Consider the following 22,954-nt stretch of genomic DNA (forward strand, 5'->3'; position numbering starts at 1 on the left):
TTCATAACGTCCGGTCCCATCTGCGGGTTCCCGGGCGCAGCGGATACAGTCACCGTTGCGCCGCCAACGGGGACAAGGAGAGGGTCATTACCGCCAACCGGCAGACGAGCTGGGCGTTCGCCGACGCCTTTGTCGCCGAGGACGAAGCACTGCGCTGGGCCCGTGACCGGGCCCGGGAGACAGGGCTCCGCTCGGTGTCACCAGGCACCGGCGCCGCGCTGCGTCTGCTCGCCGCCACCCTGGACGCGAAGGCGGTCGCCGAGATCGGCACCGGTACCGGCGTCTCGGGTACGTATCTGCTCCAGGGCATGCGGCCGGACGGCGTCCTGACCACGGTCGACACCGAGCCCGAGCGCCAGCAGTTCGCCCGGCAGGCCTTCCGGGCCGCGGGCTTCGCGGGGAACCGCGCGCGGTTCATCCCCGGCGGCGCCCTGGACGTTCTGCCCCGGCTCGCGGACGGCGGTTACGACCTCGTCTTCTGTGACGGCGACCGGCTGGAGTGCCTCGACTATCTCGCTGAATCGTTGCGGCTGCTGCGCCCCGGTGGCCTGGTCTGTTTCGAAGGCGTCTTCGCGGGCGGCCGGACGGTGGACTCGGCGGCCCAGCCCGCGGAGGTGCTGAGGCTGCGGGAGCTGCTGCGGACCGTACGGGAGAGCCAGGAGCTCCAGTCGACGCTGCTGCCGGTGGGCGACGGACTGCTCTGCGCGATGCGGCGGGGCTGACGTCCCGGAGCGCGGCCGACGTCCGGAGTGCGGCTGACGTCCGGAGTGCGGCTGACGTCCCGGAGTGCGGCTGACGTCCCGGAGCGCCGCCGACGTCCCGGAGCGCCGCCGACGTCCCTGAATCCGGCTGACGTGCCCACGACGTGGTGATTTCCCCGGAACAGAGCTCTGCCCCGGCACGGACCTGTCCGTACCGGGGCAGAGTTCCGTCTGTCCAGAGGTGACCGAACACCCCGGAGACTGTGAGCGCTCCGCTCAGCCGACGACCTTCTTCAGCGCGTCGCCGAGCGCATCCGCCTCGTCCGGAGTCAGCTCGACGACAAGCCGACCGCCGCCTTCGAGCGGAACGCGCATGACGATGCCCCGCCCCTCCTTGGTCACCTCGAGCGGGCCGTCGCCCGTTCGCGGCTTCATGGCCGCCATGCTCGTTCCCCTTCCTGAAACCAGCTCATCGCAGCCGGCGGCCCCATGACAGGCGCTGTGTCACCGGCATCGAACACATTGCTTCCAGCCCATTATCCCGCATGGCGGGACCCGATGACCAACATCGGACGGCATCGCTTGCGCAACGCGCTCTCGCAAAACCCCTCAATTCGGCGATCCGCCTGCGATACTTCGCCGCCCCGCGCTCCACAGGGGCCCGACTTTCTTAGACGCAGGTCACATGCCCGGCGCCGACGATCTCCGCCATGCTGGGGCCGGACAGGACCGCCCGAGCCGCTAAGGGGACCGATCATGGCCGACACCGTGCTGTACGAGGTGCACGACGGACTCGCAACGATCACGATCAACCGGCCCGAGGCCATGAACGCGATGAACATCGCCGCCAAGGTCGCGCTCCGGGACGCGCTGGAGGCGTCCGCCGCCGACCCGGCCGTACGGGGAGTGCTGCTGACCGCCTCGGGCGACCGGGCGTTCTGCGTCGGACAGGACCTCAAGGAGCACACCGCGCTGCTCGAAGCGGACCGGGCGGCGGGCACCGGCGACACGATGAGCACCGTGCGCGAGCACTACAACCCGATCCTGCGGGCGATCACCGAGATGCCCAAGCCGGTGGTGGCCGGTGTCAACGGGGTCGCGGCGGGCGCGGGCCTCGGGTTCGTCCTCGCGGCGGACTACCGGGTGGTGGCGGACACGGCCGCGTTCAACACGTCCTTCGCGGGGGTCGCGCTGACCGCGGACTCCGGGGTCTCCTGGACGCTGCCGCGGCTGGTGGGCCGGAGCCGGGCGACGGATCTGCTGCTCTTCCCGCGGTCGGTGCCGGCCCGTGAGGCGCGGGAGTGGGGCCTGGTGAACCGGCTGGTGCCCGCCGCCGACCTGGCGGCCGAGTCCGCCGCCGTGGCCCGCGCCCTGGCCTCGGGTCCGACGCTCGCGTACGCGGCGATCAAGGAGTCACTGGCGTACGGAGCGGGGCACTCGCTGGCCGAGACGCTGGAGAAGGAGGACGGACTCCAGTCGCGGGCGGGCGCGTCGGAGGACCACGCCATCGCGGTGCGCGCGTTCCTGGCGAAGGAGAAGCCGCGGTACGTCGGACGCTAGCCGCCGGGCGTCAGCCGTCGCGGGCGTCGGTGGCCGTGCCCGGCTGGTGACAGGGCCCGGCCCCGTCAGCCCCGCGCCGCCCCCGCGCCCGCGACGCTGTCCCGTACGAAGCAGTCCGCCAGATGATCGTTCACCAGACCGCACGCCTGCATCAGGGCATAGGCGGTCGTGGGGCCGACGAAGCGGATGCCGGCCTTCTTGAGGGCCTTGGCGAGCGCCGTGGACTCGTCGGTGACCGCCGGGACGTCGGCGTTCGTCCGAGGGGCCGGGCGCTTCGCCGCGTCCGGTGCGTACGACCAGATCAGCGTGTCCAGCTCGCCCGCGGACCAGTCGGCGAGAACCCGCGCGTTGGCCAGCGTGGCATCGACCTTGGCGCGGTTGCGGATGATGCCGGGGTCGGCGAGCAGCCGCTCCCTGTCCGCGTCGGTGAACTCCGCCACCGAGGCGATCTTGAACGAGCCGAAGGCGTCGCGGAAGGTCTCGCGCCTGCGCAGGATCGTGATCCAGGACAGCCCGGACTGGAACGCCTCCAGACTCAGCCGCTCGAAGAGGGCGTCGTCGCCGTGGACCGGGCGGCCCCACTCGGAATCGTGGTACGCGACGTAGTCCTCGGCCGACAGGCCCCAGGGGCAACGCGGCTTCCCGTCGGGACCCGTCACCACCGAGCCGTCACTCACCGGCCGGTCTCCTCTCCGGGCTTGTCGAAGAGGTCTCCGGGGCTGTCGAAGAGATCTCCGGGCTTCTTGAAGAGGTCGGGCGAGGAGACGGCGGTGGCCTGGACCCCGGCGAGCGCCGACTCCAGCTCCGCGATCCGCACGTCCCGCTCCGCCAGCTCCGCGCCGAGCCGGCCGAGCACCTCGTCCACCTCCGCCATCCGGTAGCCGCGCACCCCGACCGGCAGCCGCAGCGCCTCGACGTCGGCACGGCCGACCGGGCGGGTCAGCGGCAGGGGATCCACCAGCCGTTCCGGAGCGGCCTCCGGCAGGACCTCGCGGTCGCCGCCGCCGACGACCGCGAGCGTGACCGCGGCGACGACCACGACCATCGCGATGAGCAAGAACAAGAACACGAGCTTCTCCCGGGGCAGGAAAACGTCCGGTGCCGATCGTGCCATGCCCCACCGACAGCCGGGGCCGTCCGCTCCGCGACGGCGAGAGGCCCTAAGGTCACAGGCGGACGAACACGAGGAGGAATCAGGGGATGCGCAGCGGGACTCTGCGGCTGGGACGTCGGGAATTCGACGCGCGCGAGCCGGTGATCATGGCGATCGTCAACCGGACCCCGGATTCCTTCTACGACCAGGGCGCGACCTTCCGCGATCAGCCCGCCCTCGACCGGGTGGAGCGTGCGGTGTCCGAAGGGGCCGCCATCATCGACATCGGCGGGGTGAAGGCGGGGCCCGGCGAGGAGGTCACGGCCGAGGAGGAGGCCCGCCGTACGGTCGGCTTCGTCGCCGAGGTGCGCCGCCGTCATCCGGATGTGGTGATCAGCGTCGACACCTGGCGGCACGACGTGGGCGAGGCGGTCTGCGAGGCGGGCGCGGATCTGCTCAATGACGCGTGGGGCGGGGTGGACCCCCGGCTGGCCGAGGTCGCCGCGCGGTACGACGTGGGTCTGGTCTGTACGCACGCGGGCGGGGCGGAGCCCAGGACCCGGCCGCACCGGATCGCGTACGACGACGTGATGGCGGACATCCTGCGCGTGACACTCGGGCTGGCCGAGCGCGCCCTGGAGCTGGGCGTCCGCCGGGACCGGATCATGATCGACCCCGGCCATGACTTCGGCAAGAACACCCGGCACTCCCTCGAAGCGACCCGCAGGCTGGGCGAGATGGCGGAGACGGGCTGGCCGGTACTGGTCTCGCTCTCCAACAAGGACTTCGTCGGCGAGACGCTCGACAAGCCGGTCAAGGAGCGGCTGACCGGCACCCTGGCGACGACCGCCGTCTCGGCGTGGCTCGGGGCCCGGGTCTACCGCGTCCATGAGGTCGCGGAGACGAAGCAGGTCCTGGACATGGTGGCGGCCATCGCGGGCCACCGTCCCCCCGCGGTGGCGCGCCGAGGCCTGGCCTGACCCGTCCGTCCTGAGGCCTGACCCGTCCGTGCTGAAGCCCGGCCCGTCCTGAAGCCCGGCCTGGTCCGTCCTGAGGGCCGGCCCGGCCCGTCCGTCCCGGTGATGACCGGAGGTTCCCGCGTAGCCCTCCGGACGGACTCCAGAACCCCCATGCCGTTGGATTCGCCGCGCCCTCCCCCCGCCGTAGCTTCGTGATCAGGGCAGCACATGATCAGGAGGCCGCGGGAACATGTACGGCAAGGCGTTCGCACCCGAATACCAGGGCGAGTTGAAGTCGGCGCTGGGGGTGAATTCCTCGTACGAGGAGGTGCTGGCCACGGCGGGCGCGCTGCGGCGTACGGCCGCCACCCCGCTGGAGGAGGCGCGCGCCTCGCTCGCCGTGGCCGAGGCCAGCCGGCGGCTCGGCAGGGTGGCCGAGGCGGGCGGGGCCTGGCGCGAGAGCTATCGCAGCGCGCGGCGGGCGGGTGAACCGGGCGCCATGGCGTGGGCCCTGTGGAGCGGCGGCACCCTGGCCAGGCAGTGCGGCACGCTCCCGCTGGCGCGCCGGCTGCTGGCCCACGCGTCGGATCTCGCGGCCGGCAGCGGCGACCGGATCGCGCGCGGCTACTGTCTGGCGGGCCTCGCCGAGACCGGCCGTATCCAGGGCGACTACGAGGCCGTGGCCGGTCTGCACGAGGAGCTTCTCGCGGAGGCCAGGGCCCACGGCGAGGCCCGGCACATCGTCTGGGCCCTGTCCGGCATCGCGCAGATGCACCGCAACACCGGTGAGCTGGACACGGCCCTGGAGATGTTCGAGGAGTCGGTACGGATAGCCGCCGACGCGGACGACGCCCGGGGCCGTGCCTGGTCACTGCGCGGTGTCGCGGACATCCTCTCCGCCCAGGGCCACACCGAACGGGCCCTGACGCTGCTGTCCGAGGCGGAGGCGATCTGCCGCCGTATGGATCTGGCGAGCGCCCTGGCCTACAACCACAAGATGCGCGGCAATGTCCTCTACCGGGCGGCCCGGTACGCGAGCGCGCGGCGGATGTACGCGCGGGCGCTGGCGGAGTTCCGGGCGATCGACGAACGGCGGGGCGCCGTGCTGTCCCGGCTGGGTCTGGTCAAGTCCCGGCACTTCCTGCACCGGCCGCGGGCGCTGACGCTGCGTGATCTCGACGGTCTGGAGCGCGAGGTGGCGCGGATCGGGCTGCTGCACGCCGGAAAGATGGTCAGTGCTTTCCGGTCGCAGCTGTCGGCGGACCCCCAGGTCAGTTGCGCGTCTCCTTCGTGACGAGCGCGACCGCCTCGTCCACGTCGTCCGTGACGTGGAAGAGCAGCAGATCCTTCTCGGACGCCTTGCCCTGGGCCACGACGGTGTCCCGCAGCCAGTCGACGAGACCGCCCCAGTACGCCGTACCGAACAGGACGATCGGGAAGCGGGTGACCTTGCGCGTCTGGACCAGCGTGAGCGCCTCGAACAGCTCGTCCAGCGTGCCGAGACCGCCCGGCAGGACCACGAAGCCCTGCGCGTACTTGACGAACATCGTCTTGCGGACGAAGAAGTAGCGGAAGTTCACGCCGATGTCGACATGCGGGTTGAGCCCCTGCTCGAAGGGCAGCTCGATGCCGAGTCCGACGGAGACGCCCTGGGCCTCGCGCGCGCCCCGGTTCGCCGCCTCCATGGCGCCGGGCCCGCCGCCGGTGATCACCGCGAATCCGGCGTCGACCAGCGCGCCGCCGATCCGGATGCCCGCCTCGTACTCGGCGGAGCCCGCCGGGGTGCGCGCGGAGCCGAAGACGCTGATGGCACTGGGCAGTTCGGCGAGGGCGCCGAAGCCCTCCACGAACTCCGACTGGATGCGCATCACCCGCCAGGGATCGGTGTGCACCCACTCCGAGTCGCCCTCGGTGTCCAGCAGCCGCTGATCGGTCGTGCCCGCCTGCACCTGTTCCCGGCGGCGGATCACCGGTCCGAGCCGCTGTTCCTCCGGCTTCCGCTCTCCGTCAGGCATGCCCATGAGCTGCTCCCTCCGCTGCTGTGCGTTTGTTCTGGGCAAGGGTAGGTCCACGCACGTGACAAACGACGAAATTCCGGCAGTCGATCAGGCCCTCACTCCGTGAGGGAACTGCCGGGACCGGAGGGTGCGCCGCGGCGGCGGCTGATGTCACGGCGGCGTAGCGGGCCCGCGAGGACCGGCCGGACAGCCCTCAGCCGCCCGCGGTCACGGCCTTGAGCGCGTCCAGTGCCTCCCGCAACAGCACGGACAGCTCGCGCTCCTCGTCCGCCGCGATCCAGCGATGGAAGCCGACTTTGAAGAGGGCGATCCCCGCCTCGGCGGTCAGGCTCGCCTCCGGTTCCGTGACGCCGTGCCGGCGCAGGGTGTCGGCGAGCGCGGTCGACGTCGAGGCGAGCTTGATCAGGTCGCGCTCCTGGAGCTCGGGGTTCGACATGATCACAGCCTGCCGAGTGCGTGCGAAGTCGCGTTGGCCGGCGAGCATGTCGGCGATCGCGTCGAGACCCGCGGCCAGAGCGTCGATCGGCGCGACGGACGTGAGGGCCCCGGAGACCGTCCCCACGAACCGGTCCTGGAACTCGGCGGCGGTGACGAACAGTACCTCGCGCTTGTCGGCGTAGTGGTTGAAGAAGGTCCGCTCCGTGAGCCCGGCGCGTTTGGCGATCTCCGCCACGGTTGTCTGCTCGTATCCGCGCTCGCTGTAGAGGTCCAGCGCCGCTGTCGCCAGGCGCCCGCGCGCGTTCGGCTCCCATCTGCCCATGGGCGGATCCTACGTGATTACAGCGACTGCAATCAGATGTTACGGTTGATTGCAGTCGCTGTAATCAAGTGTTGGGTTCCTCATGCGCATCTTTGTGACCGGCGCGTCCGGCTTCATCGGCTCCGCCGTCGTACCCGAGCTCATCGGCGCGGGGCACCAGGTCGTCGGGCTCGCCCGCTCCGACGCCTCCGCCGCCGCGCTCACCGCCGCCGGCGTCGAGATCGTCCGCGGCACCCTCGACGACCTGGAGGTCCTGCGGGACACGGCCGCCGCGTCGGACGGGGTGATCCACCTCGCTTTCGACGGCGGGCGCGCGTTCACCGGCGATTACCAGGGCGCCGCCGATGCCGATCGCCGCGTCGTCGACACCTTCGGCGACGCGCTCGCCGCCACTGATCACCCGCTCGTCCTCGCCAGCGGCTTCATCGGCTTCCCGACGGAGCGCGCGGTGACCGAGCGGGACACGCCCACCCTCGACGGCTCGCCGCATGTGATCCGGTCGGCCACCGCCCAGGCCGCGCTCGCGTTCGCCTCGCGTGGCGTCCGCTCGTCGGTCGTGCGGGTCTCTCCGACCGTCCATGGCGAGGGGGACTACGGCTGGGTGCCGCACCTGGTCGCCACCGCCCGCGCCCGGAACGTATCCGCCTACGTCGGCGACGGCGCCAACCGCTGGCCGGCGGTCCACCGCCTCGACATCGCACGGCTGTTCCGCCTGGCCGTCGAGAAGGCGCCCGCCGGATCGGCGCTGCACGGCGTCGCGGAGGAGGGCGTCGCGCTCCGCGACATCGCCGAGGTGATCGGCCGCCACCTCGACGTACCGGTGATCTCCGTGTCCCCCGAGGCCGCGGAGGAGCACTTCACCTGGCTGAGCCCCTTCATGAGCCTCGACGTCCCGGTGTCGAACGCCCTCACCCGCGAACTCCTCGACTGGCGGCCCGCCCGCCCCGATCTGCTCGAAGACCTCGCCAAGGGCCACTACTTCCACGCCCCCGCCACCACCTGACCAACCCCGAGGACTACCCGCCCGGCACGCGCCGCCTGTCCGATTCAGGAGATGCCGGAGATGCCGGAGATGAGGGCCGTCATGGTGACCGCCCCCGGAAGGGTCGAGGTCGTCGAGACCGAGGGCCTGCTCACCGCTCACATCGGGCACGGCACGGATCAGATCGAGGCCGGCTGACCCCCTCCCCGGCCGCACCACCGCTTCAGCCGGTCGAAGTCCCGGCTTTCCGTCGACTCGGCGGAGACCGCGCCTCAGCGGCGCGCCACACACACAAGGTCACCAGGAGGAACAGCGATGAACAGGCAGTGGATCTACACAGCGGCGCCGGAAGGCAAGCTGACGACGGACATCTTCGAGTTGCGAAAGACCGACGTCCCCGAGCCGGGTCCCGGCGAGGTCCTGGTCCGCAACCGGTACTTCAACATCATGCCGGGCAACAGGGCCTATATGCACGCCAACCCCATATACGGGGCGAGCGGGCTCCAGGCGGGAAGGCCGATGATGAGCACCGCCGTGGGCGAGGTCGTCCGTTCCAGCGATCCGGCATTCGTACCCGGAGACGTGGTGCAGGCGATGTCGGCGTGGCAGGACTACGTCGCCATGCCCGCCCAGAACCTCTTCAAGCGTGACGGCGCTCATTCCGTGGAGCACTACATCGGCCTGCTGGGCCAGTCGGGCTACACGGCCTACTTCGGGCTCCTCCACGCCGGCCGGCCACGCGCCGGCGAGACGCTGCTGGTCTCCGCGGCGGCGGGCGGCGTCGGATCCGCGGTCGTCCAGCTCGGCAAGATCTCGGGCTGCCGCGTGGTCGGCATCGCGGGGGGACCCGAGAAGTGCGCGTGGCTGGAACAGGAGGTCGGGGCGGACGCGACCATCGACTACAAGGCCGGCGAGCCGGCCGAGCAGTTGCGGCGGACCTGCCCGGAGGGCGTCGACCTGTTCTTCGACAACACGGGCGGGCCCGTGCTCGAAGCCGCCCTGGACGCCATGAAGAACGGGGGCCGCATCGTGCTCTGCGGCAACACGGCACAGTACGACAGCGACAAGCCGATGACCGGCCCCAAGGGAGTGCCGCTCACCCTGATCCTGAAGGACCTCACCATGAAGGGGTTCGCCGTCGGCACCTACGGGGACCGGTTCGGCGAAGCCGATCGCGCTTACTCGTCCTGGCTCGAAGACGGCCGGATCAAGCCCTTCTACCACGTCATCGAGGGGCTGGAGCAGGCACCGGATGCCCTCGTCGGTGTCTTGGGCGGCGCGAACCGCGGTATGACCATGGTCCGCGTCTGAGGTCCATGGCCCGACCAGCCGGGTGTCCCGTTTCCCGCCTCATCGGCCTCGCGCTCGCGTACGCCCGGCGGGACTTGGGGGAAGACGGACCGCCGCGGGCCCCGGCCCCGGCGTCCGTCAGCCGGTGAGCCAGTCGCGGAGACGGTTCTCACAGTGGGTGATCCGCTCGACCGCCACCCGCTCGTCGCGCTTGTGGGCGAGTAGCGGGTTCCCGGGGCCGTAGTTGACCGCGGGCACCCCGAGCGCGCCGAAACGCGACACGTCCGTCCAGCCGAACTTGGGCCGTGCCGTGCCGCCGACGGCGGCCATGAACGCGGCGGCGGCGGGGTGCGAGAGACCCGGCAGGGCCGCCCCCGAGTGGTCGTCCACGGTGAACTCCGTCACCCCGCAGTCCGCGAAGACCTCGTGGACGTGGGCGAGTGCCTCCTCCTCGCCGCGGTCGGGTGCGTAGCGGTAGTTCACGACGACCGTGCACGCGTCCGGGATGACGTTGTTGGCGACGCCCGCCTCGATCCGTACGGCGTTGAGGCCCTCGCGGTACTCCAGCCCGTCGATGACCGGCCGGCGCGGCTCGTACGCGGCGAGCCGGGCCAGGATCGGCGCGGCGGCGTGAATGGCGTTGGACCCCATCCAGCCACGCGCGGAGTGTGCCCGCTCGCCCGTCGTATGGAGGAAGACCCGGAGCGTGCCCTGGCAGCCGCCCTCCACCTCGCCGTCGGAGGGCTCCAGCAGTACCGCGAAGTCACCCTCCAGCCAGTCCGGATGGGCCTCGGCCACATGCCCGAGACCGTTCAGGTGTGCGGCGACCTCTTCGTTGTCGTAGAAGACGAAGGTGAGATCGCGGTTGGGCTCGGGGACGGTCGCCGCGATCCGCAGCTGGACGGCGACACCCGACTTCATGTCGCTCGTACCGCATCCCCACAGCACTCCGTCGTCGTCCAGCCGGGAGGGTACGTTGCCGGCGATCGGGACGGTGTCGATATGTCCCGCGAGCACGATCCGCTCGCCGCGGCCCAGCCGCGTCCTGGCCACCACGTTGTTGCCGTGGCGGTCGACGGTGAGATGCGGCAGCGTCCGCAGCGCCTCCTCGATCGCGTCGGCGAGCGGCTTCTCCTCGCCGCTGACCGAGGGGAAGTCGACCAGGCGTGCGGTGAGCGCCGGGCCGTCGAGAGTGAGGTCGAGCACGTTCTCAGACATGGTTTCGACCCTACCCGGGAGCGCCGGAAGGGCCGGCCCCGCGCCGACGGCCGGGACCCTGGCGTCGGCGCCGTCCGTCATCGGCCTCTCCAGTACGGTGGCCTCGTGTCCGAGACCGCCTCTCCCCTCCGTCGCGGCCGTCGTCGCCCGCGTATCGGGGCCGCCCTCGTCGTGCTGCTGACCCTGGCCGCGTACGTGGTGGTCCAGTACGTGAGTGGTGGCGGCGGCCCCCCGCGCTGCCTGGTGCGCGCCTCGGACGCGTCGGGCGGTGACAGCCCCACGTACGAGATGACCCCGGAGCAGGCCGAGAACGCCGCGACGATCTCGGCGGTGGGCACCACGCGGGGACTGCCCGAGCGCGCCGTCACGATCGCGCTGGCCACCGCCCTCCAGGAGTCGGCGCTGCGCAATCTGAACCACGGCGACCGCGACTCGCTCGGTCTGTTCCAGCAGCGCCCCTCGACGGGCTGGGGCACCGAGGCGCAGATCCAGGACCCGGTCTACTCGGCGGGCGAGTTCTACGACCATCTCGTCAAGGTCCCGGGCTACTCGCGGCTGCCGCTGACCGAGGCGGCCCAGCGCGTCCAGCGCAGCGGCTTCCCGCAGGCGTACGCGAAGCACGAGCCGGACGCCACGCTGCTGGCCGCCGCCCTCACCGGCCGCTCCGCCGCCACGCTGACCTGTACGGCGCCGACCGGCACCGAGCCCGGGGACCCCGCGAAGGTACGGGCCGCGCTGGTACGGGACTTCGGGGCCGGGGTGCTGCCCGGCGCCGATGTCGGCGCCGCGGGCCGGGCGGGAGCCTCGGGCACGGCCGCGGAGGTGTCCGTACCGGTACCGGCCACGACCGGGGGTTCGGAGAACGACGGCTCCTCGTCGCTGCGCGGCTGGGAGCTGGCGCACTGGGCCGTGGCGCAGTCCACCGCCCTGCGGATCGACGAGGTGCGCTACGCGGGCCGGGTGTGGAGCGCGCAGAACACGCGCACGGCGAACAAGGGCTGGCAGCGGACCCGCGCCTCGGAGTGGACAGGCGCGGATTCAGGTCTGGCGGAAGTTCGAATTCGCACTGCGCAGTAGTACGGCGGCGTCACTCGGACGGGCGAGTCCGCGCCGCCCGTCATCGCATTTCTTCCGATGATGGTTCCGCGCACCCCCGATCCCTCGCTTCCGTTGGGAAGGCCCTTGGGAACAAAGGGGAGTAACGGTTCAGCGGACGCACCGCCACGCTCGCCACCACGGGACCGTTTGCCCGTTTTTATCCGTAGCCGATAATGCGACGGATTGCCAACTCTTTACCCTCGCCCGCCGCAACCTCCGCCGCCCTTCGAGGGGTTGTCACTACGTCCGATCGACGGACAAGCACTGTTTCTCTCCCTCCAAAGGAGCATCATGTCCCTCCCCCTGACCCGTCGGATCGCCCGTGCCGCCCTGCTCGTCGCCGCGGGCGCGGCCCCGGTGATCGGTGCGGCCGGAGCGGCGAACGCGGCCGCCCTCCCGCAGACCACCGACCTGGGTGCGGTGAGCGCGCTGGACGGCGCCGCCCTGGGTGACACCGTCGACAACGGCGCCCGGACGACGACCGGTGTGGTGGGCGACGCGGGCAGCAAGGCCGTCAAGAAGGGCGTCCCGGCCGCGGGCAAGGCCGTCGGCCAGGTCGGCAAGACGGCGGCGCCCGCCGCGCAGAAGACGGCCGGGACCGCCGCCGGCAGCGCCGGACAGCTCCTGGGCGACACCGCCACGTCCGCCGCCTCCGCCACCGAGGGTGCCGCGCCGGCCGGCGCGCTCGGCGGCGGCCTGCCGACCGGCAAGCTCCCGGTGTCGCTGCCGCTCGGCTGACCTGCGCCGCCACAGGCGCACTCCGCGTCGCGACGCGGACGAGGGGGCCGGGAAGCACTCGCTTCCCGGCCCCTCCCGTGTCATCCATGCCATCCGCGTGCGGCACGGGCCTCAGCCCAGCCGCTTGACCGCCGCCTCGACGCGCTCGTCGGTGGCCGTCAGCGCCACCCGTACGTGCCGCTCCCCCGCCGGACCGTAGAAGTCGCCGGGCGCGACCAGAATGCCCAGCTCCGCGAGGTGCGCCACGGTGTCCCAGCACGGCTCGTCCCGCGTCGACCACAGATAGAGGCTCGCCTCGCTGTGGTCGATACGGAAGCCGTGCGCCTCCAGCGCGGCGCGCAGCGCGGCGCGGCGGGCCGCGTACCGCTCCCGCTGTTCCCGTACGTGCGTGTCGTCGCCGAGCGCCGCGACCGTCGCCGCCTGCACCGGCGCGGGGGTCATCATCCCGCCGTGCTTGCGGATCTTCAGCAGCTCGCCCAGGACGGCCTCGTCGCCCGCCAGGAAGGCCGCGCGGTAGCCGGCCAGGTTGGAGCGCTTGGAGAGCGAGTGGACGGCGACGATCCCGTCGTACGAACCGCCGCAGACGTCCGGGTGCAGCACCGATACGGGCTCGGCCTCCCAGCCCAGCTCCAGGTAGCACTCGTCGCTGAACAGCAGCACGCCGTGCTCGCGCGCCCAGGCGACGATCCGGGTCAGCTCGTCCGGCGCCAGGACGGCTCCGGTCGGGTTCGACGGCGAGTTGAGCCAGAGGAGCTTCAGACCGGCGGGGTCGAGGTCCGTCCCCCCGGCGTCAGCCGCGAATGATCGCGGGTCGTACGGGACGGGCTCGGCGCCGCAGAGCCGCGCGCCCACCTCGTACGTCGGGTACGCGAGCCGCGGGAAGGCCACGCGGTCGCCCGCGCCGAGGCCGAGCTGCGTCGGCAGCCAGGCGACCAGTTCCTTGGAGCCGACCACCGGCAGCACGTGCGCGTGCGTCACGCCGCGCGCCCCGAGCCGCCGCTCCACCCATCCGGTCAGCGCGTCCCGCAGCGCGGCCGTCCCCCACACCGTCGGATACCCGGGCGAGTCGGCGGCCTCGACCAGCGCTCGCTGGATCAGCGCGGGGACGGGGTCGACGGGGGTCCCGACGGACAGGTCCACGATCCCGTCCGGGTGGGCCGCGGCCGTGGCCTTGTAGGGCTCCAGCTTGTCCCAGGGAAAGACGGGCAGACGCGAAGAGACTGCGGACACGTGCTCACTCTTTCTCGTACGGATTGCTCTCTCGTACGGATGCTCTCGTACGGTGCTCGTTCCCCCGGTGCGGACGCGCGGGCGAAACACCGCGGTCCCGTACGGCGGCGGGCCGTACGGGACCGGGGCGGCGCGCTGTCAGCCGTTCTGGGGCGGCAGCGCTGCGATGAAGGGATGGTCCCGCTCGATCAGACCGAGCTTGGAAGCGCCACCGGGCGAACCGAGCTCGTCGAAGAACTCGACGTTCGCCTTGTAGTAGTCCTTCCACTCCTCCGGGGTGTCGTCCTCGTAGAAGATGGCCTCGACCGGGCAGACCGGCTCACAGGCTCCACAGTCGACGCATTCGTCCGGGTGGATGTACAAGGACCGGGAGCCCTCGTAGATGCAGTCGACCGGGCACTCCTCGATGCACGCCTTGTCCTTGACGTCGACACAAGGCTGCGCGATGACGTAGGTCACGCTGTCGTTCCTCCTCGATAGGGCGCGGCGGGCCGATCTGCGGCTCCGTCCACAGGCGCGCGGGAGCGCGGCGTCGTCGATGCCCGCATCTAGTATCTCCGTTCTTGGGCGCGATCCGAACAGGAGGGGCGTACAGAGCTGTGGAATTCACTGCGGGCGGACGGCTCGAGGTCCGTCTGACACGGGCTGACGTGGGCAAACGTGTATCAGTCAGACAGTTGACCGGCAGCGGGGCCGGCGGCGAGAAGTTCACGGACACGGTGGGCGTTCTCACATCCTGGGACGGAGATGTGCTGCTGATCACACGCCGCACCGGTGAGAGCGTCCGCGTCCCCGAGGCCGCCCTGGTCGCGGGGAAGGTGGTGCCCGCCGCCCCGGCCAGGCGGCGGGGGCCCTCGGCGTCCTTCGAGGAGCTGGCCGGGGTCTGCGCCCGGTCCTGGCAGCCGGTGGAGAGCGAGCTGCTGGGAGAGTGGCGGCTCAGAGCGGCCTCCGGCTTCACGCGGCGGGCCAATTCCGTGCTGCCCCTGGGGGACCCCGGGGTGGAGCTGGACGAGGCGCTGACGCGCGTACGGCGGTGGTACGAGGAGCGGGGACTGCCCCCGTACGTCCAGACCGCGACCGGCGCGGAGGGCACCCAGGAGCGGCTGTGCGCGGAGCTGGAGCGGCGCGGCTGGCGGTCGGAGGTGACGGCGGAGGTACGGATCGCCGCGCTCGCGCCGCTCGGGGACCGGGACGCCGAGGTCTCCCGGGTCGTGCTCAGCCGTGGCGTCGACGAGGCGTGGCTCCGGCGTTACCAGCGGTCCGGTGTGCCCGGCCCCCATGTGCTCCACGTACTGAACAGCGGGCCTTCGGTGTGGTTCGCCACCGTGCCCGGAGAGCCCGGAGAGCCCGGCGGGAGCGGCGAGCCCGGCGTACCGGCGGCGATCGGCCGGTGTGTGGTGGACGGACGCTGGGCGGGGTTCATGGCGGTGGAGGTCGACCCCGCCCGCCGCCGCCAGGGCCTGGCCACCGCCGTGATGACCGCGCTCGCCCGGCGTGCCCTGGAGGAGGGCGCGTCCGCCGCCTGGCTCCAGGTCGAGTCGGACAACGACGGCGCGCGGGCGCTGTACGACGCGATGGGCTTCACCGTCCACCACCGCTACCACCACTTCCGATCGCTCTGAGCGGGTACGAGGCCGATATGCGACCGGAATCCCCAGAACCGGAACCCCGGGAAACCGACGACATCCGCCGGCGGTTCGCCGAGGAGGCCCGCGCGGACCGCCCCGACCTGGCCACGCTCTGCCTGCTGGTCGGCGCGGAAGCCGATCCCTCCCTGGGCGAGGCCGGTATCGACGCGGCCCAGGCCGAGCTGGACCGGCTGGCCGGAATGCTGCCCTTCGGCGTCCTCGGCGCACGCGCCTGGGCCGTCGCGCTGGCGGAGCTGCTGGCCGAGCGGTGCGGTTTCGAGGGCTCCCCCGCGGAGTACCAGCGGCTGGACGCCTCGCTGCTGCCCGTGGTGCTGCGGCGCAGGCGCGGGCTCCCCATCCTGCTCTCGGTGGTCTGGATCGAGGTCGCGCGACGGGCGGGGGCGCCGGTGTACGGGGTGGCCCTGCCCGGTCATTTCGTGGTCGGCTTCGGCGCCCCGGAGGAGCGTGTCCTCGCCGATCCCTTCGGCGGTGGCCGGCTGCTGACGGGCGCCGACGCGGAGTTGCTGGTGACCGGCACGACGGGCGAGGCACTGGAACCGGCCATGCTCGCCCCCGCCGACCCGCTCGACATCGTCCTGCGCGTACTGAACAACATCCGCGCGTGGGCCGCGACCCGCCCGGAGCGCACCGATGTGTCGCTCTGGGCGGTCGAGTTGTCCCTGCTGCTGCCCTCGCACCCGGCCAGACTGCGCTACGACCGCGCCCAACTGCTCGTACAGCGCGGGGAGTTCCGGCGGGGGGCGGCGGAGATGGACGAGTACGCCCAGGTGGTGGACGCGGTGGAGCCGTCGACGGCGGAGGCGATCCGGCGCAAGGCGCGGGCGGCACGGGCGATGCTGAACTGACGGCCCGCGCCGGTTCTGTACGTCCTGCCTGTCCCGTACGTACCACCCGACCCGTACGTGCCTCCCGCCCCGGGGATGCGATGCGGCATCCCCGGGACGGGAGGGGCGTCAGCTGGGGTTGAGGTTGATCTCCTGGGTGCGCTCGGCAGGGGTCTTGCCGCGCAGCGCCGTCTGCATGGCCTGCGCCACGTCGGCGGAGGAGACGGGGTACTGCTTGCCGTCGCCCTTCGTGATCGTGATGCCGTCGAAGACGCCTTCCAGCAGCTGGTCGATGGCGGCCCTGTCGTAGACCTCGATGAGCTTTCCGTCGACGGCCTTCATGGAGAGGATCTTGGGCAGCGACTTGGCGGGGCCGAACTGGATCTGCTTGCCGCCCGCCTTGATGGTGACCAGGTCGGACATCGCGGGCTTGGCGAACTCGTTCATCGCCCGGTCCAGCTCTGCCTGACCGACCGTCGGCTCGCGGGTGACGACGGGCAGTTCCACGTTGTTGATCTTGCCCGTCTGGACCTGGGCGCGGTAGGCGTCCCGGGTCGAGATGATCGAGTGGTTGACGTCCAGCGCCTTGCCGGCCTTGCCCGGTACGGCGACGGCCTTGCCCGGCTCGAACGTGATCGTGCCCTCGCTCGCCGAACCCGAGACGCCCGCCAGATCGGTGAGCGCGGCGGTCAGCTTCTCGTCGTCGACGGGGATCACCGGCTGGGCGACCCTGGCGCCGCCGAAGAGCGAGCCGATCACCGACACCGGGTTGTAGTCGCTGCCGGCCGCGGCACGGACGGTGGCCTGGGTGTCCAGACTGAGTCCGGCCTTGTCCGGGGCGAGTTCCTCGGTCTTGCCGCCGATGCTGAGCCGCAGCGGTGCGGAGGCCCTCTCGCCGAGGGCGGCCTCGAGCTTGTTGACCGCCTCGTCGCGCGTGCCGCCGCCAATGTCGACGCCGAGGACCGTGGTGCCCTTCGGCACATCGGAGTAGTTCATCAGAAGGCCGGCGCCGTAGACACCGCCCGCGGCCACGACGATCAGGACGGCGAGGGACGTGAGCTTGGAGCGGCCCTTCTTCTTCTTGGCGGCCGGGGCGGCCGTACGCTCCGGGGCCGGGGCCGTGCCCGCCGGCGGGGTTCCCTGCGGGGAGCCGACGGGGCCGGGGAAGTCGGGGGCCGAGAAGTCCTGGTCCTGGCCGAGCGGGCCGGTGCCGTGCGCGCCGGGGCCGTCGGGCCCGGGGTGCGGACCGCCCTGCGGACCCGAGCCGGGGAAGGGCGAGCGGTGCTCCGGCGGCACCACGGGGATCCCGCTGGTGAGCGTGTCCCCGGAGACATGACCGCCGGATCCGGGCTCGGGCGCGGGCTGCTGCGGTGTCAGTACGGCGGTGTCGTCGGACATCCGCGGCGGACCGACGCGGCCGGCCCCCGGCGGGGTGCCGGGCGACGACGGCGGCGTGCTCAGGGACGACGGCGGCGTACCGAGCGACGCGCCGCCGGTGACCGGACCGCTGGTCGGACCGCTGGGCCCGCCTCCGGGAGGCCGGATGCCGAGCGCCGGTGTGGTGGGACCGCCGGACGCGAAGTCCGTACCGGAACCGCCCGGCGTGTAGTCCCTGCCGGATCCGCCCGATGTGAAGTCCGTACCGGAACCGTCGGACGCGAAGCCGGTGGAGCCGGAGCCCTGGAAGCCGGATCCCTGAGGACCGGCGCTCTGGGGGCCGGCGCTCTGGGACCCGGCGCCGGACGCGAGGTCGCTGAGCGCGCTGCGCGGACCGCCGCCGTTCTGCGACTGCCCGCCGCCCGGGTAGTACGGCGACTCCGGGGAGCCGCTCTCGGCCGGCCGCTGAGCGGTGGCGCCCGAGGCAGCGGCGCCCGCGCCGAGACCGGCGCTCATCCCCGCGGCCGTACCGGTGCCCGACGTCGCCGACTTGCGTGGCGCGAACCAGTCGCTCGTGGACCTGTCGTCGGCCCGCGGCTCGTCCGCCGCCTCGGCCTGTCCGGCCGGTGCCGCGTCGGCGGCGTCCTGGGACGCGTCGGGCCTGGGGATCCCGCCCGTGCGCTCGCCGACCGGGACACCCCGGCCGTCGGTGCTGTCCTCGCCCATGGGCGTACGCATCACGACAGGCGGGATCGGCCGCGAGCCCGGGATGTTGATCCTGATGCGCGTGGTCAGCGTGGTTTCGGTTCTGGGCTCGTCCGGCTGTGGGACGGGCGCGGTCTCCGTCTCCTCCGGAGCGTCCTGCTGGGGGTGCGGCGACGGATACTGGCGGGATCCGTACGGCGGTGTCCCCGAGGGGTACGCGGCTCCGCCGCGCCCCTGGGGCCCGGAGGACGAACTGTCAGTTTCACGACTCAAAGCAGGTTCTCCCGGTTGGCTCCGCCGCCCGTTCTTACTGGTACGAAACTGTTCAGGTTCCCCATGCCGGAGGCGGGGGGAAGGCCCGGAGCGCGCACCACCATACTGGCCTCGGCCGACAGACACCCGACGGCCATGTGAAGCGATGCTCCGCCGACCGTACGGACGTGGTCAATTCAGCAGCAGCCGGGCGCGTCACTTCTCAAGTCGGCCGGACTTCGGGCCCGGTTGCGGCAACCGCGTCATCGTGGCACACATCACAGCCACCAACATGCCGCCCAGGAGGAAGACGAGCGGTCCGATGCCCGCGGCGAAGACCGCGTCGCCCTCCGGGCGGCCCAGGCTCAGGAAGATGGCCGCGAGCAGCCAGCCGGCCGCGGGTGCGCCCACGCCCAGTTGGGTGCCGGTGAGATACAGCCCGCCGAAGAAGAGCCCGGCCGTGGCGAGCAGGCCGAGCAGCAGTCCGCCGGGGACCCAGCCGCCCTGGACGAGCGAACCCGCCGTTCCGACGAGTGCGCCGAGGACGAAGAGCGCGACGTACGCGGCGATGCGTCCGGGTCTGGGGCGGCTCGCGAACATCCCGCCGGACTGCCCCTGCCCGCTCATTCGTTCGCCCCGTTCACGTGGTTCGCTTCGTTCACGCCGCTCGCCTCGTTCACGTCATTCGTCTCGTTCGTACCATTCACACCACTCGTACCGTTCACGCCGTTCGCACCGTACGCGCCGTCCCCCTGGACGACTCCCGCGAAGAGATCGTTCTCACGTTCCCCGGCGGGCGCCCCGGACGTGCCGTGCGCCAACTGGTAGTACTCGGCCGCGAAGATGGGCTGCCCCAGATCGTTGGAGAGCGCGAAGAAGGGCCCGTCCACGGCGATTTGGGTGGCATGGGCGCGCATCGCCGCCGCCTTGCGCTCCCGGTACGGCGCGCCGTCGATCACGGCGGTGATCTCCGCGTCGTCGATCACTCCCGGAATGTCCTCGATCGCGGCCACACCGGGGAAGCCGGCCCCGGCCGCCCGCAGCCGGGCGAAACCCTCTTCGGCGACCGAGCGCGGTACGCGGTTCCAGTAGATCTTGTCGATGGCGTGCGGGGCGCCGAGGCCGGGCCGGAAGCCGGGCTCGGCGGCCAGGGCCGCGCCGCGCATCGCGACCCGGTGGGCCTGGATGTGGTCGGGGTGGCCGTAACCGCCGTTCGGGTCGTACGTCACCAGCACCTGCGGACGCACCTCCCGGATCACCTCGACGAGGTGCGCGGCGGCGTCGTCGACGGGCGTGTGCCAGAAGGCACCCTCGCGCTCGTTCTGCTCCAGGCCCATCATCCCGGAGTCCCGGAATCTGCCGGGGCCGCCGAGGAAGCGGTGGTCGGTGACGCCCAGTTCCCTCATGGCCGCGGCGAGTTCGCCGACGCGATGGGCGCCGAGGCGGTCCTCGCGGTCGGCCGCCAGATGGGCGAGCCGGGGCGGGATGACCTCTCCCTCCTCGCCGAGGGTGCAGGTCACCAGCGTGACCAGGGCGCCCGCGGCCGCGTACGCGGCCATGGTGGCGCCGTTGTTGATCGACTCGTCGTCCGGGTGCGCGTGCACCAGCAGCAGACGGCGGGCGGGTAGATCGGTCATGGGGACAGCCTACGAGCCGGCACCCGAAACCCCTCGGCCAGTGGGCGACGACGGCGGCCGAGGGGCGACGGGCAGCGGAAAGCGCCGGATATGCCCGACTTCAGGGCATGGTGAAGTTGACCGGATGAGAGCGGAAGTTGGCTAGAACTTGATCCCGCCGATCATCCCTGCCACGTTCGTGGTCAGCTCGCTGATGGTGGGAGCGATGGATGAACTGGCGATGTAGAAACCGAGCAACATGCAGACCACCGCGTGTCCGGCCTTCAGTCCGGATTTCCGGATCAGCAGGAAGACGACGATCGCCAGCAGCACCACCGCCGAAATCGAGAGTGCCACGGCGGTTCACCTCCATAAATATTCAGTCGGAAAATCGCAGCATGCATGTGCCCGGCGGATTCATACCCACCTAACGCTACGGATCATAACTATCCGTGCGGACGCATTGATCGGTGCACGGCAGCACACTGGGGGCGCACGGCCATCGCCCAGTAGGTTCGTTCCATGACCTTGAGGCAACAGCTCTCGTTCCCGCGCCGGCACGCCAGGACCCAGCGCTTCACCCTCGGCGCCCCACGGGCGTTCACGGCCTCCCCCGACGGTGCGCGGGTGATCTTCCTGCGCTCCGCCTCGGGCACGGACCGGGTGAACAGCCTCTGGGTACGGGATCTCGCGGACTCCGCCGCCGGTTCCGGCGAGGGCCGTGAGCGGATCGCCGCGGATCCGGCCGTGCTCCTGGGCGGCGCCGCCGAGCGGCTCTCCCCCGAGGAGCGGGCCCGGCGCGAGCGGAGCCGTGAGGGCTCGGGAGGCATCGTCGGCTACGCGCTGGACGGTGCGGGGCAGCTGGCGGCCTTCGCGCTCTCCGGACGGCTGTTCACCGCCGAGCTGCTCGCCGGGACGACCCGCGAACTGCCCGTACGGGGCCCGGTGATCGACCCGCGGCCCTCACCGGACGGACGCCATGTCGCGTACGCGGCCGACGGCGCCCTCCGCGTGATCGGCGCGGACGGGGAGCGTGACCGCGTGCTGGCGGGGCGCTCGGCGGACGAGGGCGAGGACATCACCTACGGCCTGGCGGAGTTCATCGCCGCCGAGGAGATGGGCCGCACGCGCGGCTACTGGTGGTCCCCCGAGTCCGACCGGCTGCTGGTCGCCCGTGCCGACACGTCGCGGGTACGGCGCTGGTGGATCTCCGACCCCGCGCACCCGGAGCGGGAGCCCGTCGAAGTCGCCTACCCGGCGGCCGGCACCCCCAACGCGGACGTACGGCTCTATCTGGTCGACGTGGAGGGAGCGGAGGGGTCCGGCGGGGCCGCGGGCGCGGACGGCGCCGAGGGGCCCGGTGGGGCGCGTACAGAGGTCGTCTGGGACCGCGCACGCTACCCGTATCTGGCCCGGGTGCACTGGTCGGCCGCGGGCGCGCCCCTGCTGCTCGTACAGAGCCGTGACCAGTGCGGTCAGCTGTATCTGGCGGTGGACACGGCGACCGGCGCGACGCGGACCGTGCACCGCGACGAGGATCCGGCCTGGCTGGAGCTCTTCGCCGGGCTGCCCGCCTGGGCGCCGGACGGACGGCTGGTACGCATCGCCGACGAGGGCGGCGCGCGGGTCCTGGTCGTCGGCGACCGGCCGCTGACCGGGCCGCAGTTGCATGTACGCGCCGTGCTGGACATCGGCGAGCACGATGTCCTGGTCTCGGCGTCGGCGGGCGAGGAGGCGGCCGATCCCGAGATCGGCGAGATCCATGTGTACCGGGTCAGCGAGCTGGGCGTCGAGCGGCTCTCGGAGGGCGCGGGGGTGCACTCGGCCGTACGGAGCGGCGAGGTGACCGTGCTGGTGTCGGCCCGGCCCGACACCCCCGGAACGTCCGCGCAGGTCCTGAAGGACGGCAAGCGGCTCGCCGCGGTCGCGTCGTACGCCGAGCGGCCGTCGCTCACCGCCCGGCCGCGGCTCACCGAGGCGGGCGCGCACCGGATTCCGAGCGCCGTGCTGCTCCCGACCGGTTACCAGGACTCGGACGGCCCGCTTCCGGTGCTGCTGGACCCCTACGGGGGCCCGCACGGGCAGCGTGTGGTGGCCGCGCAGAACGCGTATCTCACCTCGCAGTGGTTCGCCGACCAGGGGTTCGCGGTGATCGTCGCGGACGGGCGGGGCACTCCGGGCCGTTCGCCGGCCTGGGAGAAGGCGGTCAAGCAGAATCTGCTGCTCAGCCTGGACGACCAGATCGAGGCGCTGCACGCGCTCGCCGAGCGGTTCCCGCTCGATCTGGGGCGGGTGGCGATGCGCGGCTGGTCCTTCGGCGGCTATCTCGCCGGGCTCGCGGTCCTGCGCCGCCCTGATGTCTTCCACGCGGCGGTCTCCGGCGCTCCGGTCACCGATCTGCGGCTCTACGACACCCACTACCAGGAGCGGTACTTCGGCGGCGGCCCGCAGGAGGTCCCCGAGGTCTACGCCCGGCACTCACTGGTCACGGACGACGGTCTCTCGGCGCCGGAGAGTCCGGCGCGGCCTCTGATGATCATCCATGGGCTCGCGGACGACAATGTGGTCGTGGCACACACCCTCAGACTCTCCGCGGCCCTGCTGGCGGCGGGACGGCCCCATGAGGTCCTGCCGCTCACGGGTGTGACCCATATGACGCCGCAGGAGGAAGTAGCCGAGAATCTGCTGCTGCTCCAGGTCGACTTCCTCAAGAGGTCGCTGGGCATGAGCCGGGCAGAGGCAGAGGCAGGCGCAGAGGACGGGCCGAGCCCGGAGTGAGCGAGGAGTGAGCACGGGCGACCGGCCGGGACCCTGGGAGTCCCGGCCGGTCTACGGCACCCGCACGGCCGTACGCTGTCCAGCCTGACGCGTTCGTATATCGGTG

Annotated in this window: 22 protein-coding genes and 1 pseudogene; 11 read left to right on the forward strand and 12 right to left on the reverse strand. The window is 72.0% G+C overall.

The annotated features are described in order from the left end of the window. Positions 1 to 55: 55 nt before the first annotated feature. Positions 56 to 722 (forward strand): annotated as a pseudogene (locus ACIOGX_RS23685) (O-methyltransferase). A gap of 255 nt (positions 723 to 977) precedes the next feature. On the opposite strand, the gene ACIOGX_RS23690 reads toward ACIOGX_RS23685, so the two are convergent. Next, positions 978 to 1,145, reverse strand: coding sequence for a DUF3117 domain-containing protein (locus ACIOGX_RS23690; protein WP_003966491.1), 168 nt, complete (start codon positions 1,143 to 1,145; stop codon positions 978 to 980). A 312-nt stretch (positions 1,146 to 1,457) separates the two neighbouring features. On the opposite strand from ACIOGX_RS23690, the gene ACIOGX_RS23695 reads away from it, so the two are divergent. Then, entirely contained in the window at positions 1,458 to 2,261 is an 804-nt protein-coding gene (locus ACIOGX_RS23695; RefSeq protein ID WP_356514661.1) for an enoyl-CoA hydratase-related protein, read from the forward strand. A 65-nt stretch (positions 2,262 to 2,326) separates the two neighbouring features. Here ACIOGX_RS23695 and ACIOGX_RS23700 read toward each other — a convergent pair whose 3' ends face one another. Beyond that, positions 2,327 to 2,938, reverse strand: a complete 612-nt coding sequence (locus tag ACIOGX_RS23700) for a DNA-3-methyladenine glycosylase I (RefSeq protein WP_356514659.1) — start codon at positions 2,936 to 2,938, stop codon at positions 2,327 to 2,329. Beyond that, the gene (locus ACIOGX_RS23705) at positions 2,935 to 3,375 is read right to left on the reverse strand and encodes a DivIVA domain-containing protein (protein WP_401915965.1); all 441 of its coding nucleotides are present in this window, start codon (positions 3,373 to 3,375) and stop codon (positions 2,935 to 2,937) included. The genes ACIOGX_RS23700 and ACIOGX_RS23705 overlap by 4 nt, the downstream gene beginning before the upstream one ends. Positions 3,376 to 3,461: 86 nt before the next feature. Between ACIOGX_RS23705 and folP the strand changes: the two genes are divergently transcribed. Beyond that, entirely contained in the window at positions 3,462 to 4,334 is an 873-nt protein-coding gene (gene folP / locus ACIOGX_RS23710; protein WP_129770494.1) for a dihydropteroate synthase, read from the forward strand. Positions 4,335 to 4,563: 229 nt separating this feature from the next. After that, positions 4,564 to 5,607, forward strand: a complete 1,044-nt coding sequence (locus tag ACIOGX_RS23715; RefSeq protein WP_356514655.1) for a tetratricopeptide repeat protein — start codon at positions 4,564 to 4,566, stop codon at positions 5,605 to 5,607. On the opposite strand, the gene ACIOGX_RS23720 is transcribed toward ACIOGX_RS23715, so the two are convergent. Next, positions 5,585 to 6,334 carry a TIGR00730 family Rossman fold protein gene (locus ACIOGX_RS23720; RefSeq protein WP_129770496.1) on the reverse strand — a complete coding sequence of 250 codons (750 nt, stop codon included), beginning with the start codon at positions 6,332 to 6,334 and terminating at the stop codon, positions 5,585 to 5,587. The two genes, ACIOGX_RS23715 and ACIOGX_RS23720, sit on opposite strands and share 23 nt — an antisense overlap. A 190-nt stretch (positions 6,335 to 6,524) precedes the next feature. Beyond that, entirely contained in the window at positions 6,525 to 7,091 is a 567-nt protein-coding gene (locus tag ACIOGX_RS23725) for a TetR family transcriptional regulator (RefSeq protein ID WP_356514653.1), read from the reverse strand. 82 nt (positions 7,092 to 7,173) lie between these two features. On the opposite strand from ACIOGX_RS23725, the gene ACIOGX_RS23730 reads away from it, so the two are divergent. Both ACIOGX_RS23730 and ACIOGX_RS23735 read left to right on the forward strand, forming a co-directional pair. Continuing rightward, entirely contained in the window at positions 7,174 to 8,094 is a 921-nt protein-coding gene (locus ACIOGX_RS23730; protein ID WP_401915970.1) for an SDR family oxidoreductase, read from the forward strand. Between the two features lie 294 nt (positions 8,095 to 8,388). Continuing rightward, positions 8,389 to 9,384, forward strand: coding sequence for an NADP-dependent oxidoreductase (locus tag ACIOGX_RS23735; RefSeq protein WP_356514649.1), 996 nt, complete (start codon positions 8,389 to 8,391; stop codon positions 9,382 to 9,384). A gap of 117 nt (positions 9,385 to 9,501) precedes the next feature. Here ACIOGX_RS23735 and dapE read toward each other — a convergent pair whose 3' ends face one another. Continuing rightward, entirely contained in the window at positions 9,502 to 10,581 is a 1,080-nt protein-coding gene (dapE, locus tag ACIOGX_RS23740; protein ID WP_387012303.1) for a succinyl-diaminopimelate desuccinylase, read from the reverse strand. A 105-nt stretch (positions 10,582 to 10,686) separates the two neighbouring features. On the opposite strand from dapE, the gene ACIOGX_RS23745 reads away from it, so the two are divergent. Then, the gene (locus ACIOGX_RS23745; RefSeq protein ID WP_401915973.1) at positions 10,687 to 11,658 is read left to right on the forward strand and encodes a hypothetical protein; all 972 of its coding nucleotides are present in this window, start codon (positions 10,687 to 10,689) and stop codon (positions 11,656 to 11,658) included. Between the two features lie 312 nt (positions 11,659 to 11,970). Next, positions 11,971 to 12,417, forward strand: coding sequence for an ATP-binding protein (locus tag ACIOGX_RS23750; RefSeq protein WP_356514643.1), 447 nt, complete (start codon positions 11,971 to 11,973; stop codon positions 12,415 to 12,417). Between the two features lie 111 nt (positions 12,418 to 12,528). Here ACIOGX_RS23750 and dapC read toward each other — a convergent pair whose 3' ends face one another. Next, on the reverse strand, positions 12,529 to 13,647 hold the full coding sequence (gene dapC / locus ACIOGX_RS23755; protein WP_401760858.1) for a succinyldiaminopimelate transaminase: 1,119 nt from the start codon (positions 13,645 to 13,647) through the stop codon (positions 12,529 to 12,531). A 138-nt stretch (positions 13,648 to 13,785) separates the two neighbouring features. Further along, on the reverse strand, positions 13,786 to 14,106 hold the full coding sequence (gene fdxA / locus ACIOGX_RS23760) for a ferredoxin (protein WP_003985062.1): 321 nt from the start codon (positions 14,104 to 14,106) through the stop codon (positions 13,786 to 13,788). 140 nt (positions 14,107 to 14,246) lie between these two features. Between fdxA and ACIOGX_RS23765 the strand changes: the two genes are divergently transcribed. Together ACIOGX_RS23765 and ACIOGX_RS23770 are read left to right on the forward strand one after the other, a co-directional pair. Then, the gene (locus tag ACIOGX_RS23765) at positions 14,247 to 15,269 is read left to right on the forward strand and encodes a GNAT family N-acetyltransferase (RefSeq protein WP_401915977.1); all 1,023 of its coding nucleotides are present in this window, start codon (positions 14,247 to 14,249) and stop codon (positions 15,267 to 15,269) included. Positions 15,270 to 15,286: 17 nt separating this feature from the next. Continuing rightward, positions 15,287 to 16,141 carry a tetratricopeptide repeat protein gene (locus ACIOGX_RS23770; protein ID WP_401915979.1) on the forward strand — a complete coding sequence of 285 codons (855 nt, stop codon included), beginning with the start codon at positions 15,287 to 15,289 and terminating at the stop codon, positions 16,139 to 16,141. Positions 16,142 to 16,249: 108 nt separating this feature from the next. On the opposite strand, the gene ACIOGX_RS23775 is transcribed toward ACIOGX_RS23770, so the two are convergent. From ACIOGX_RS23775 to ACIOGX_RS23790, 4 genes are all read right to left on the reverse strand, one after another. Further along, on the reverse strand, positions 16,250 to 18,475 hold the full coding sequence (locus tag ACIOGX_RS23775; RefSeq protein WP_401915981.1) for a hypothetical protein: 2,226 nt from the start codon (positions 18,473 to 18,475) through the stop codon (positions 16,250 to 16,252). Positions 18,476 to 18,670: 195 nt separating this feature from the next. After that, positions 18,671 to 19,081: a DUF6113 family protein gene (locus ACIOGX_RS23780; RefSeq protein ID WP_356514633.1), complete on the reverse strand. Its 411-nt coding sequence runs from the start codon at positions 19,079 to 19,081 to the stop codon at positions 18,671 to 18,673. Then, complete coding sequence (gene mshB / locus ACIOGX_RS23785) at positions 19,078 to 20,091, reverse strand: N-acetyl-1-D-myo-inositol-2-amino-2-deoxy-alpha-D-glucopyranoside deacetylase (protein WP_401915984.1); 1,014 nt, start codon at positions 20,089 to 20,091, stop codon at positions 19,078 to 19,080. The genes ACIOGX_RS23780 and mshB overlap by 4 nt, the downstream gene beginning before the upstream one ends. Before the next feature lie 141 nt (positions 20,092 to 20,232). After that, positions 20,233 to 20,427 (reverse strand): hypothetical protein, encoded by a 195-nt coding sequence (locus ACIOGX_RS23790; protein WP_129770505.1) that lies wholly within the window; start codon positions 20,425 to 20,427, stop codon positions 20,233 to 20,235. Between the two features lie 165 nt (positions 20,428 to 20,592). Between ACIOGX_RS23790 and ACIOGX_RS23795 the strand changes: the two genes are divergently transcribed. After that, positions 20,593 to 22,848, forward strand: a complete 2,256-nt coding sequence (locus ACIOGX_RS23795) for a prolyl oligopeptidase family serine peptidase (protein WP_401915987.1) — start codon at positions 20,593 to 20,595, stop codon at positions 22,846 to 22,848. Positions 22,849 to 22,954: the final 106 nt, after the last annotated feature.

The sequence above is a fragment of the Streptomyces sp. NPDC088147 genome (genome assembly GCF_044741565.1).
In the GTDB taxonomy this organism is placed as follows: domain Bacteria; phylum Actinomycetota; class Actinomycetes; order Streptomycetales; family Streptomycetaceae; genus Streptomyces.